Annotated in this window: 4 protein-coding genes; all 4 read right to left on the bottom strand. The window is 45.8% G+C overall.

Features of this window, described 5'->3' with window-relative positions; genetic code table 11:
* Positions 1-4: 4 nt before the first annotated feature.
* Positions 5-805: a thioesterase II family protein gene (locus tag AC4IF5_RS03000; RefSeq protein ID WP_490731542.1), complete on the bottom strand. Its 801-nt coding sequence runs from the start codon at positions 803-805 to the stop codon at positions 5-7.
* A 43-nt stretch (positions 806-848) separates the two neighbouring features.
* On the bottom strand, positions 849-6,656 hold the full coding sequence (locus AC4IF5_RS02995) for an amino acid adenylation domain-containing protein (protein ID WP_490731540.1): 5,808 nt from the start codon (positions 6,654-6,656) through the stop codon (positions 849-851).
* Between the two features lie 170 nt (positions 6,657-6,826).
* On the bottom strand, positions 6,827-8,722 hold the full coding sequence (locus tag AC4IF5_RS02990; RefSeq protein WP_490731538.1) for a type I polyketide synthase: 1,896 nt from the start codon (positions 8,720-8,722) through the stop codon (positions 6,827-6,829).
* Positions 8,723-8,739: 17 nt separating this feature from the next.
* Positions 8,740-13,779 carry a beta-ketoacyl synthase N-terminal-like domain-containing protein gene (locus AC4IF5_RS02985; RefSeq protein WP_490731536.1) on the bottom strand — a complete coding sequence of 1,680 codons (5,040 nt, stop codon included), beginning with the start codon at positions 13,777-13,779 and terminating at the stop codon, positions 8,740-8,742.
* Positions 13,780-13,792: the final 13 nt, after the last annotated feature.

Genomic DNA, 13,792 nt, shown 5'->3' with positions numbered 1-13,792 from the left:
TCAATTAAGGGAATGATTTTCTTGTTTTGTTAATCGTATCGATCAGGGCATTCAGATAAGTGTCCCCCAGGGACTGAATGAAAAAGTGGTGGCCCTCAAATTCCTTTATCTGAAACCCGTCAGTGGTAACGTCCTTCCAGTATTCCACTGCTTCTTTATTGGCATCGTCCTGCGTAGCGCAATGGGCTTCTATCGGGATCTGCAGTTTTTGTCCTGTATACCGTAAGGATTCATGGGTGCGCAGGTCTCCCCGTAACTGGGAAAGGGTAAACTGCAGCATCTCTGGATGGTTCAGGATAACTTCCGGGGTACCGCCCATCTTTTTGAGCTCTTCAGTCATCTCCTCATCTGTACTTACGCTGCTCATGGGATTCGGGTCTTTCATGTGGGGAGCATGACGGCCTGCCACGATGAGCTTTTCAGGCAGTGGAAAACCTCTTTCCTGCAAAGTATAAGCTACCTGAAAGGCTACTGCTGCCCCAAAGCTGTGTCCGTAGATCATATAAGGCGGGCGTACCACCTTGGGAAATACAGATAAAAAATCTTCTACCAGCTCGTCGATGGAGGCAGCGGCCGGTGAGGTGATGTGGTTACCACGGCCGGGAATTTCAACCGGAATGAAATCTATATCCCCGGTATTTTTCGCAGCATCACACCAGGCCCTGTACAAACCGGCGCTGCTGCCGGCCGAAGGAAAACAAAAGACCTGAATGCGTTCTTCGGGCTGACCGAACGAACTGCTTTTTTCATGTTCCTCCCGTATTTTTCTATGGTTAAAAGGAAACCATTTTTGTAATAAATTCATGTTGTTTTAATCTCTATAGTTTAGTTGTCAATTGGTAAATGATTTATTTTCGGGGTGCATCGAGCTGAATCTCCCAGCTTTCTGCTCCTGCAATCTGATGTACCCATGTTTCATACAGGGTTACCATTGCTTCCAGCTGGTTCAGGTCAAAAGCTTCTTCCACGACGTCCCAGTTGATCAGGTATTCATCTCCTCTGCGGTAGATCTGATGGTCAATGACCACCTGCGGCGTCTGGCTGACCGCATAGACTTCTTTGACGCCTTCCGGGAAGAAGTTATTTTCCATATCAGCGGACTCGCTGCTGAGCAGACTGGTGAATACTATGGGCATCACTGCTTTTCCGGGATTGTTCTTATTCAGGGCACGCAACACTTCCAGTCCGTTTTTAGCTCTGTGCTCTACGGCCTGCCATATTTGTTCCTGAATGGCGGTTGCTTCCTGTAAGAAAGTCGCATCGCTTTGAGGGAAATAGGAGATCAAAGCCACATTGGTAAAGTCGCCCATTACCTCGTTGACATCGGGATGAAGGCCTAAGCGGTTGAACAGTGTCATATTTAAAGTGAGCGCTTTTCCGCCGCTCCAATGAGACAGCAGCTTTGAAAACAGGGTAGCAAATACCGCTGTAGCGCTTAGCTTGTATTGTCCGGCCTTTTGAGTAAGCGTTTCAATGGCTTTGTCCGGCACCGCAAACCTGTATCTTCCGAATTGTGGGTGCTCAATATCGGCAAGCGGTTTCTTAAACGGCAGTGCAGGCCCCGCAGGGATATGGTCTAACCTGGCATTCCAGTATTCTTCTGCCTTTTGTATAAATTGCTGATGTTCCTGGTGCCAGGCTTTTTCATCCGTGAGGTACTGTTTCACGGTATATCCCGGCTTTTTTACTTCCTGGCCCTGGTAGGCTTTAATGATTTCCCGCATCAGCAGGTCGGCGCTCCAGGCATCCAGTAAAAGCAGATCGACGCTCAGATGCAGAATGGTATCCGCAGTATTGGCCCCGCTCACTTCAAAATGAAACATAGGCCATTGCCCCAGCGGATATTTATGATGCGAACGTTCTGCCCTGATGGTTTCAGGGGATTCACCGGATATTTTAATCTTATAGTAAGGCTGTTGTGGTAAAACCGCCTGGGTGCCGTCTTCATAGATGACCGTTCTCAATGCATCGTGCAGCCCGATGACGTGATTGACTACTTTTTCCAGCTTTTCAACATCCAGATAAGGCCATTTCAGCTCGCTGTAATAGTGGGATCCCACATTGCCCAGCTCAAAAGTATTGTCCCGGCCCATTAAAAAGGCAGCCTGTATAGGCGTCAGGTCAAATCGTTCATACTGCTTTTGCCTGGCTTTATAGGTTTCGGATTGTAAATAAGCGATCAGGAAAGCTTTGTTGGTCTTCAACTGTTCAAGCAGCTCCTTATCCAACGCTCCTTCAGGGGCTTTAAATTTCAGCTTGTCTTCTTCCACCCAAAGCTGCACGCCTTTCTGTTCGCAGTGAGATACTAACGAATTCAGGGTGTCTGTATGTTTCTGCCATTCGAGAGCTTCACGCTCTGTCTGCATAGCTTCTTTTTCCGATTGAAAATCGATTGCTCCGGCAATAAGCGTATGCAGGTAGAAATGCTGTGCGGAAAGCTGAAGATTTGCTCTGATCTGCTCAAAATCATACCCACCCAGCTGGCAGGAGCCTACATTATAATGCACGCCGTCTGCTTCCAGCAATTGTGTCATAAGACCGGCTTCGAGCATGCAGAATCGCAGCGACTCTTTATTGTAAATCGGATAAACAGCTTCCATATCTGCCACCAGGTGTACTGCAAAAGCGCCCTGATCCAGCCAGTTATGATTAAAATTAAGCTGTGTCGGTGAAATGACATTTTCACTGGAAATCAATACCAGTTCCCGGCTGTATGGATCGAAATAGTAATAGCCTTCCTTCACATGCTCCACTTTATCTTTGAAAACTGTCACATAGATCTGTACAGGATATATTCCTCCTGAAGAAGCATAGTTGAACCGGGCATGCTGATCCATAGCCTGGGCAGAGCAAAGGTTTAAGTAGCCTTTAAATGCTTCAAATGAAACAGGTTGATCGATGAAGCTGCGGTAGCTTTTTCTCCATCCGTTGTATAGATCCGGCGTTTCTGTTTCAGCTAATGAAATCCGGTTGTCCGAAGCGAGGTCCTTACGTTGTGCTATGCGGCTTTTTTTGTAAGACTGCCTGTCGTCCAGCTTGTCGATGAAGGTGAGCCCGTTCAGGTATTTCATCTGTTCCGGGGTATACAGCAGGAACTGAGGGGGAACAGATTGCGTATTGATGTCATCTAATTCTTCAAACCGGATGTTTTTTTCCTGGTAATAACCGATAAGTTCTGCCACTGAGCCAAATCTCACCATGTCGCCTACTGTAGGGCGGTCCAGAAAATGGGTTTCCAGCTGGTTGGCAAGACGGATGATGTCCATCGAAGAAACGCCCAGCTCACTGAATTTGTCCTGTTCAGCAAGTTCCGGAAGGTCGAATACTTCCCGCACGACTTTCAGCACAGGATGCAGGGTTCCGTTCTGAGTTTTAGTGTTTTCTTTGTCTTTTGTAGCATCAGGCTTTTCGGATCGGGATAGCGTTTGTTCCGTTGCTTGCTGTATCAGCTTATTCCTGTCGATTTTCCCGTTGCTTGTCACAGGGTAATTTTCCAGAGGAATAATGCTGTCCGGGATAAAGTACGGTGGAAGGTATTTTGCCAATTCTTTCTTGAATTCAGTTTCTGAGAAAGCTTCCGCAGCTGATTTTACATAAGCCACCAGTTTTTTATTTCCTGCTTTTTCTCCGATCGGCAGAATAACAGGATCCAGAGCCGGATTGCACTGCTGGAATGCCATTTGAATTTCTGCGATTTCAATACGATAGCCGTTGATTTTCAGCTGATCGTCTTTTCTTCCTAAAAATTCGATGATTCCATTCTCAATATACTGTCCATAGTCTCCTGTATCGTACAATCTGATGTTAAGCGCAGGATGGATATAAAATGCTTTTTGGGTTAAATCTTTACTTCCCCAGTATTCAAGAGCGAGACCTTTTCCGGCAATATGCAGTTTTCCTTTTACAAAGGTCGGACATGGTCGTCCGGATTCATCTAACACATAAAATTGCTGGTTGGATAGCGGATATCCGTAAGGAATAGAGCTCCAGTCTTCTTTGATCTGCTGTACTTCATAATAATTGGACCAGATCGATGCTTCTGTAGCGCCGCCCATGCTTACGAGATTGGCATGTGGCAGCAACTTTTTAATTCGGTCAAACGTAGAGAGCGGAATCCAGTCGCCTGATAAAAAGACTTTCTCCAGGCTCATATTATTCTGCTCGGAAATGGAATCCAGCAGTATATTGAACAAGGCGGGAACGGAGTTCCATAAAGTAACCTGATGTTGCATGATAAGCGTTTTCCATGCGATAGGATCGATACGTTCTTCTTCCGTAGGAACGACTAACTTTCCGCCTGCTCCCAGCACTCCGAAGATATCGTACACAGATAAGTCAAAGCTGTAAGCCGATACCCCTAATACCGCATCCTTTTCACTGACTCCAAAGCGCCTGTTCACGTCTAAAATAGTGTTCATAGCCGCTTGATGGGTGATTACTACGCCTTTAGGCTTTCCTGTTGACCCGGATGTAAAGATGATATAAGCAATATCATCCGGAAGAATAGCAGGCTGTTCAAAATCCATCTGCTCCCAGGTAATATCCGAATGTCTGAGGTGCAGGAAATTTTCAGCCTGGATTTCTTTTAGTTCAAATTCCTGGTCGGTGATAAAGCCCTGTGCTTCCGCCTGCTGAATAATTTCAAGTGTCCGGGCTTCCGGGTTATTGTGCGACATAGGAATGTAGGAGGCGCCATACTGAACGATACCGAGAATGACTGCAATGGATTCAAAGGATTTTTGCATCTGAACCACAATCCTGGCTCCTTTCTGAATATGGTTGCGCTGCAATACAGCCGAGATATGATTGGCTTTTTCTGTTAATTCTCTGTAAGAATAACTCTGCTCTTTAAACACAATGGCTGTCCTGTCAGGATTGTTTTTTGCCTGTTCCAGGATTTGCTCATGCAGCAGGAGCTCCGGATAATGGTATGGCGTTTGATTGGCCTGATTATGGGTATTGCGCTGATGATCAGGTCTCAGGTCATTCAAGGTTGATTCCCAGAAAGACATATCATTAACAGCAAGTTTGATCAGCCTGGTATAGGCTTCAAACATATCGGCTACCAGACCTTCAGGGAATATAGTGTTCAGCGCATCCCATGCCACTACCATATTGCCGTTTTTGGTCATTACCTGGGAATCTAACCAGACCTGTGGAGTCTGAGAAGACGAATAGCCGACTTCCCCAAATACGGAAGGATCTCCTAAATCATTTTCATTCTTGCTTAACCCTAAAGCGCTGGTAAATACCACCGGGTAAAAAAGGTCGGCAGAAGGATGAGTACGGTTGAGCTCCTTCACGACTTCAATAGCAGAATAGGTTTTGTGCTCCAGGTCTTCCTGCATTTGCCATTGCAGAGCCAGGGCATTTTCTTCCACGCTTCGTTTAAGGCAGTTGATGCTCAAGAGCGACAGATGGGTGAAATCTCCGATGACCTTATCAATATCCGAATGAACGGGATCCCGTTCAAACACAGTCAGTATCAGTCCGAAATGCTGTCCGGCACCCCAGGCAGCAAGCACTTCTGAAAAAATACCCATTAAAGCGGCTGTCGGGGTCAGCTTTTTCTGTGCCGCATGCTTACAGAATTGCTCCCATTGCGCTTTTTCAAAGGTTTTTTCAAAATGGGCAAATTCTTCTGCGGTATGGCCATACGCGCTGATCTGTTTTTTTAATGGTAATTGAGGTGGGGGAGACAGGCTTTCCATCCGGTTCAGCCAATACGTTTTATCTTGTTCGTATCGGTCGGATTTTTTCCGCAGCTCGACATATTGAAGATAATCCCGGAAAGAGGCTTTAATTTCCGGAAGAGGGGTTGGGTATGAGGTTTTTTCTGTCCGTTGGGCATATAAAATGGAGAGATCTCTCCAGAATAAACGGAGACTCAGGGCATCACTGGCAATAAAGTCCATGCCGAAGTGGATACGCCATGCTCCTTCTTCCATTTCACTGACCCGGAGGTCAAACAAAGGTTGGTCCAGCGGAATGATCTGGCTTTCCATCTGCTCCCGGATGGCTGCAAGATGCTCCTGCACATTCTGACCTTCTTTTATCCTGTACACCGGAAGAGTATAGGTCATTTCCGGGAGGATTTTCTGAAATCCGTTTTCATCTACCCGTACCCGAAGCATTTCATGTCTTTTGATCAGGTCATTGATGGCAAGCTGCAAAGCGTTGGTATCTAGATTTCCGGTATTCATTTCAAAATAACCGTAACAGCTGATGCCGCCCCAGGGAAGCTCTGCATTCCTGCCTACCACATAAGCATTTTGTATATCGTTCAGCCTGAAACGCTCGTACCGATGCTCCTCATCGCTGGTATACAGACTTAAGGTTGCATCCGCAGAAGACGTCCCGTTATTTTGTTCATTGATCTGCTCAAAAATAAATTCCGCCCAGCTTTGCAGGGTAGGCTCCCTCAGAAAGTCCGTACTTTTTACCTCGATGCCCAGCTCTTTTTTCCAGCGGCCGGTCAGATCGGTCATGGCAATAGAGTCTAATCCTATGGTGAACAGGTTTTCATCATTTTCAAGCTCTTCCAGCTCGTCTTCATCGAGCTTCAGTTCTTCCATCAGATTCCTTTGAAGGTATTCAAAAGCTTCTGACACACTAGTGAGTGTTACTTTTGGAGATTCTTGTTCTATCGTTATCACAATATTGTTTTAAATGTTATCTTAATTTCATTCGTATATCTGTTTAGTGCGCCGCTTTGCGGCTCGTATTTTTGTCGAATGGAACTTATCAGGTATAAAATTTTCATTCCCTGTGTGATAAAAATGAAAATTTTATAATGACCGTTTCATTATATGCATGCTGCCCAGCATCAGGTTGTTTTCAGCCCGAATACTTTTTCCCGGAACTGATAGTTCGGAACATTGATTTTCTGTAAACCGGATTCCCGGTAATAAGATTTCCAGTTGATGGCATTCCCTTGTATCCAGCCTGCAAAAACACGTTGTTCCAGATCAGGATTTGCTATCGTGTCAGAAAAGGAGATCTCCTGTGCATTTTTTCCCTCAGAACTTATAGCTTCAGGAATATCATTACTGTTTCTCCACAGGCCGTCAACAGGAATGCTATCTGATTCATCGGCAAGGGCTGTTTCCAGAATGTGAATAGCTTCCTCCTTACCGGTTGCCCAGATCACCTGCTTTTCTTTGAAATCGGCTCTGGATATGTTCTGACTGTAGGACAATTCATCCATATTCAGGTCTTCGTTTTCTTTCAGGAAAGAAACAAAAGCCATCCATTGATCCCTGATGCAGGACTGGCTTCTTGCGCTGAAACGGAATGGCCATTTGCGGGAGGTATATGCTGTTTTTTCCTGTGAATGTGCAGCTGTTTCATATGCTTCCAGCACGATATGGGCATTGGTTCCACTTAAACCAAAGGAGCTGATCGCTGCTGTCCGTGGTCTTTGTGATGGCTGCCATTCTAAGGTGTTGCGGGGGATTTCAATGCATGATTCCGACCAGTTGATATGAGCGGATGGGGTATTGAAATGCAGGTTCCCCGGAATTTTTTTATGTTCTAATGCCAATACCGTTTTAATAAATCCTGCTACTCCGGCAGCGGCTTCCAGGTGTCCGAGGTTGGATTTAACTGTACCTACATACACCGGTGATTGTCTTTCTTTAGGGAGCAGGTGGATGATGGAGTTCATCTCGATAGGGTCGCCAATTTCGGTACCGGTACCATGAGCTTCAATGTAGTCGGGGCCGGTTTCGCTGATGCCGGCTTTTTTCCAGACTTCTTTGAGCAGCATTTCCTGTGAAGGGCCGTGAGGCACAGTAGGCCCGGAAGACAATCCTCCCTGGTTGATTCCCGAAGCCTTGATGACTGCATGGATATGATCGCCATCTTTCTCTGCATCCGATAATTTTTTGAGAACTACAATCCCACAGCCTTCGCCACGAACAGTTCCGTTGGCTTCGGCATCGAATGATTTACTTCGGCAGTCCGGGGAAAGGATATTCAGGGATGAAAATAAAGCGGTAGATTCCTGGAAAAGCAGCAGGTTGACCCCGCCGGCAAGCGCCATATTGCAGTCGCCCATCCATAAGCCTTTACAGGCTTGGTCAATACTGACCAGCGATGATGAGCAGGCGGTATCCGTAGTAATGCCTGGTCCCTGAAACCCAAAGAAATAGCTGGCTCTGCCGGACATAAAGGAAAATCCGTTGCCCGATACATCATAAGGTTCAAACTGGGAGGTCAGCTTTCTTTCGCTGGCGAGCTGCTGCATATACTCCATAAGCATGACCCCGGCATAAACGCCCGTTTTACTGCCCCGTAATGAATCAGGGGCATAGCCTGCATTTTCCAGCGCTTCCCAGCACACTTTCAGAAACAGCCTTTGCTGCGGGTCCGTGCGTTCCGCTTCCCTGGGAGAGAAACGGAATAAGCGATGGTCAAAGGCTTCAATATCTTCTTCCAGGTAACCGGCTTCTTTTAAAAACGGACTTTCTTCCCATGCTCCACCCAAAGCATATTCTGCTCTTTTTTCGGGAACAGGCCCGATCAGATCTTCCTGCGATTGCAGGGCTTTCCAGAATTTTGCCGGTGTGCTGGCGCCTTTGGGAAACCGGCAGGCCATTCCTATTACAGCAATAGGTTGAAAAAGGGTCTCCTGGTTATCTTCTATTTTTTTCTTCAATCTCCTGATTTCTTCGAGGGCTTTTCTAAGAATATCCGAACGATCTGTATTGTTGTTTTCCATTGAATGTTATTTTGTGTTTACTGCAATTCCTGCATTAAAAGTTGCAGAAGGTCCTCTTCGCTTTCTTCTTTTTTATCTCCGGCAGGTTGATCCGGGACTTTTTTCGTTAATTCTTCAAGGTGTTTGCTCAGAAGGTCAACGGTATTGAAGTCGTAAATAAGGCTTACCGATAATTTGATGTTCAGCATTTGCTCAAGGTCGGTCCGTATACCCAGTGAGTGCATAGAATCCAATCCCAGCTCAAAAAGCGGGATGGAAGGATCTACCTCATCAATGTCAATTTCAAGTTCACCCGCTACCAGCTCTGTAATGATTTCCCGAAGCGGCTTGTCTGTACTGTTGCTGAAGTCCCGTTCAGTGCTATGCTTTGTGTAGCTTTCCTGGTGAGCAAGCGATGATAAGAACCGGTTGTGATTCAGCAGCTGGTACAACGGGATAAAGCGTTGCCAGTCGATATGCATAATGCCTGGTGTAGCAAGTGTTGAATGGCCGGCCAACTCCAGGGCTTTGTCCACTGCGGTATGCATAGGAACGGTCAAAATCCCTGATGTCTCCAATTCCTGTGCTTCGTGATCTTTCATCAGTCCTTTTTCGGCAAACCTTCCGAAGCGTACCGAGATTGTTCTTTTTCCCGCAAGATTTCTGTTAATCGCCAGGCCATCCAGCAGTAAGTTAGCGCTTGAATAGCCGGCTACTCCGTCTCCCGACCAAAGAGAAGCAATAGAAGAGGTGTATACAGTAAATCCTACCTTGAAGTTTTTGAAATGCTTATCCAATTGCAGGGCGCCTTCGTATTTGGCACTCCATTCAGCTTCCAGCGCTTCAGGGTTTGCTTCAGTCACTTTATTCCGGGTAATGGCTCCCGCGGCGTGAATCAGGTTGATTTCTTTGATTCCCTGTTTTTTCAATAATCTGGCTATGGCTGTCATATCTTCACCGGAATCTACTTTTCCGCTGAGGGCTGAAATCATAATACCTTCCGACTGGCATTGCTCCACATAATTGCGGAAATCGAGCTGTGCCCGGCTGAGGTTCAGGTTGCTGACCTCACTATCTTCTGCCTGAAGCCATGCGGGGTTACGGGACAGCAGATAGATCTTTTTACATCCCAGCTTCACCAGCTGTTCGGTAAATACCCGGCCCATTTGTCCCAATCCGCCTGTAATCAATACCGGATCAGTCCAGTTGCCTTTCGGCTGTATGTTTTCGGAATACGGTTCCGTTTGTCTTGTAAGGACCGGTGTATAAGCCGTTTTGTCTCTTAGAGCTATCTGGTCATAGATAAGTACGTCTTTTCCCTGTATATTTGAGAGAAGCGCAGCTTCCTGAATGGAGGAAATGTCGATCACCCCTTTCCATTTCTGTTTTGCCTCGATAGGCATAGTCCGGGCCAGTCCCCAAAGTGCGGTGTGGAAAGGATTGACCTGTTCTTCAGTGCTGACCGCTATTCCCTTGGTTGTGCACAGTCTGAAATTGAGGTCTTTGGGCATATTCAGCAGCAGGTCTTTGCATAAGGTGAATATCCCGGATAATCTCTGAATATCGTCGATAGGTGGAGCAAAAAGAGTCAATAGTCGGTTGCCTTCCTGCCTGCTTTTTATGACATCAGAAATGGCTTCACAGATTGATATGTTATGATCCGAAGCTATATCGTTTTTTGGCCCGATCAGGTATATCTGTGGAATTTTACCAGCATTCTGAGCGATCGCTGAAAATGTCTGTTGAGCCTGCTGTGCATCAAGGAATATCCATAGGTCTTTTGAAACAGGCTGATGATCCGTATTTGTTTTTTCCTGATCGTTTTTCAAGCTGATGTCGATCTGCTCCCATTGCTCCTCATACACTGCATCATTTTCTTTTGCGGAGGGTAAAAATTCGTTCAGAATTTTACGGACTTCCATAGCTGTAATTTCCAGCAGGGGATTGCCTTCGGAATCGCAGAAGCTGAACTGTGCTTTCATGGCATCAGCATCAGTTTTCAATAAGGTCCCTGATGCATGAATTGGGCCATGAAGCGGTTGATAGAGATGGATCTCATCATAACGGGAAGGGACAAAAGGCTCTGAAAACTGCTCAAATGCTTTGGCGGAAAACAGGGCATGCATACATGCATCCAGCAGTTCCGGAGCGGCCAGTAAATCGATGGTTTGTTCCTCCTGTTGCAGCAGTGCTTTCATGCTGTGCTCATCTGCTTTCAGGTGATTGACCAGGCGGAATTTCGGCCCATATTGTACCCCCCAGTTGCTTAAGCGATTATAAAAGGCTTGTGTATCGACCGTCTTCAGAGGGGTCCCATCAATGGTGAATAATGGTTTTTTATTTTCTGTTGAAGTGTTTTCAGAACGAACCCAAAAACCACCTTTGATATGGATCGCCCATTCTTCCTGATCTTTCCGGCTCCTGATTTCCCATGAACCGTTTGCTAAAAATGGCGCTTCACTTTTATTTAATTCATAGGTAAGTTCGAGCTGCACTTCTCTTTTTTCTTGCAACGACAAGAAGCTCATCGGCTGGAAGATCTGCACATTTTTTAACGTAATGTGATGGCTTTTATGAAGATAGGACAATGCTTGGCAGATCATGGAAAGATAACCGGAACCCGGGAAAATATAAGTTCCGTTCACGATATGCTCTTTAATGAAACCGTCCTGTTCGGGACTGAAAGAGGAAATAAAGCTTGCCTTGTTCTCCTGTTCCATACCTGTCTGACGATGTAAAACGGAAGCAATGACCCTGTCTTTTCCTGCTTCCACAACATTTCCGGAGGTTCCCGGAGCTTTCCTGCTGTTGATCCTGTACGATTCGGAAATATAAGTTGACATGGCAAGTGGCGGTGGAGGAAGCGGTAGCTTTCTTAAACGTTGGTTTCCTAAAAGAGGAGTCCAATTGACTTCAACTCCTTTTGCATAAGCGTACAGCAGAAAATCAAGTAACTGATCGGCTGTATCTGCTGGTGAAAGGGAAATAGTTTGTGTATCATTGAGTATATTTACCGTGATCGCTTTTATCGAAGTATCATCCTTTTTCTCCAGCCAGAATGCTTTGTCAGTAGCCTGTTCTGATTTTTCCCAATGCTGATTTCCTGTAAGGAAAGTAATTCTGTCCAGCAGTTGTTCACGTTTTGATTTATTTTCCAGGATAAAAAGCATTAACGACTCTTCAATGGATAATAATCCGCTCAAAACAGCGCCCGGATAATCGCCTTCTCCTGATGTGTTGAGTTGTATCTCTGTTTTTAGCGCAGACAGGATACTCTCCGTCCAGATCAATGACTGGGCAAAACGGATCACTTTCTGTTCTAATTCCGTAGCGGGATTTGCAGCAAGATGATCAAGTGATTTGCCCAATAATTTATGCAGTACCTGGTCTGTTTTTGTCATGGCTGAGGTAAAGAATCCTTCTTTTTTCCAGCTTTTAAGGCTTTCAGGATTGAAGCCGGTCAGGTTTCCGATGTTTAAAACCGCCTGGTTTCTTTTCCTTTTTCCTTTGAGTGAAACTTTTTTGAAAGTGGTTGAAATGCCGTTTTGGAAGTTCTTAAGTTCCCTGATCAATTCCTCCGTACTGCTACAGCAGGCATAAATCGATGCTTCAAAGATTTCACGCCCGTTCATCAAAGTATGAGACAAGGCAGCAACAGAAGTGTTTTCATCTATACTGTTTAGAAGGGCAGAAATGTATTGATTTAATGTGGTTTCATTTTGTGCGGAAATAAGCATTGGCCATGTCTGAACGGATCCATTCGTTGAGTCATTGATATGCTGATCAGGAGCTTTACCCAATATGGCATGCACATTAGCCCCGGTCATGCTAAAGGCACTTACGCCAATATACTGCTCAGTGCTTTCCCAGGTCATGCTTTCCTTTACCGGGACGATCGGTTTTTCGTTCCATTTAAAGCCGGGATTCAGCTCTTCCAGATGCAGTCCGGCAGGGATCATGTTGTTTTTAAGGATCAGCAGCGATTTGATAAGGGAAGCGACACCCGCTGCGGGTTCCAGGTGACCTATATTCGATTTGACAGAGCCTACAAAAAGAGGATCTGATGATGATTTTGAAGCTCCAAAGACCTGGTAAAGCCCTTCCAGCTCTACCGGGTCTCCCAGATAGGTACCTGTTCCATGTGCTTCTACATAGCCGATGTCTTCAGGAGAAAGCCCGGCTTTTTTCAGGCAGGATTCAATAAGCTTTACTTGCGCTTTGCCATTGGGGGCGGTTAATCCATTGCTGCGCCCGTCGTGGTTGGTCGCTGTGCCTTCTACAATTCCATAGATATAATCCCCGTCGCGTTCTGCATCTTCCAGACGTTTGAGCAGTAAAGTTCCCACCCCTTCACCACGGATGTAACCGTCGGCATATTTGGAGAACGCCTGACATTTGGCTGATTTTGATAAAGCACCCATCTGGGCTAATGCTACCAAAGCATGAGGGGAAAGAATGCAGTTCACTCCTCCTGAAAGGGCATAATCGCATTCCTCATTCAGCAGGCTCTGGCAGGCTAAATGCAGGGTCATCAATGATGATGAGCAGATCGTGTCCAGCTGAATGGCAGGCCCGTTTAATCCTAATAAGTAGGCTACTCTTCCTGCTGCAATCGCATTGATATTTCCCAGCGGGTTTGAGGCATTATAGCTATTCACCCCATCCGGAGCAATGTCAAAATCATAGTAATCACGGTAGCTCAGACCGAAAAATACCCCTGTTTTTTCTTTGATGGCATCAATTTTATAGCCTGCATTCTGAATGCTGTTCCATGAAGACTGGATAAGCAAACGCTGCTGAGGGTCAATATCGGCGGCTTCCTTTTCGGTCATTCCAAAGCTGGAAGGCGAGAAATCAAAGACATCGGAAATAAAGCCGGCACGGTCGACAAATGTTTTTCCTTTTCCTCCCTCCGTATCGTAATAAAAGGAATGATCCCAACGGTCCGGAGGTATAGGGATGATCCCGTCTTTTTTATGTAAAAGGTTTTCCCAGAATTGATCAGGCCCGTTGGACTGTCCTGGGAATTTACAATCTAAACCAATGACCGCTATCTTATTTTTTCTGACGGTGTTCATATGTTTATATTTG

It is taken from the genome of Chryseobacterium sp. UF-290, assembly GCF_058245615.1.
This window is presented reverse-complemented; position numbering and strand designations above follow the sequence as displayed.

Coding starts and splice junctions, on each gene's coding strand:
- AC4IF5_RS03000 (WP_490731542.1), bottom strand. CDS start 805: ATGAATTTATTACAAAAATGGTTTCCTTTTAACCATAGAAAAATACGG.
- AC4IF5_RS02990 (WP_490731538.1), bottom strand. CDS start 8,722: ATGGAAAACAACAATACAGATCGTTCGGATATTCTTAGAAAAGCCCTC.
- AC4IF5_RS02985 (WP_490731536.1), bottom strand. CDS start 13,779: ATGAACACCGTCAGAAAAAATAAGATAGCGGTCATTGGTTTAGATTGT.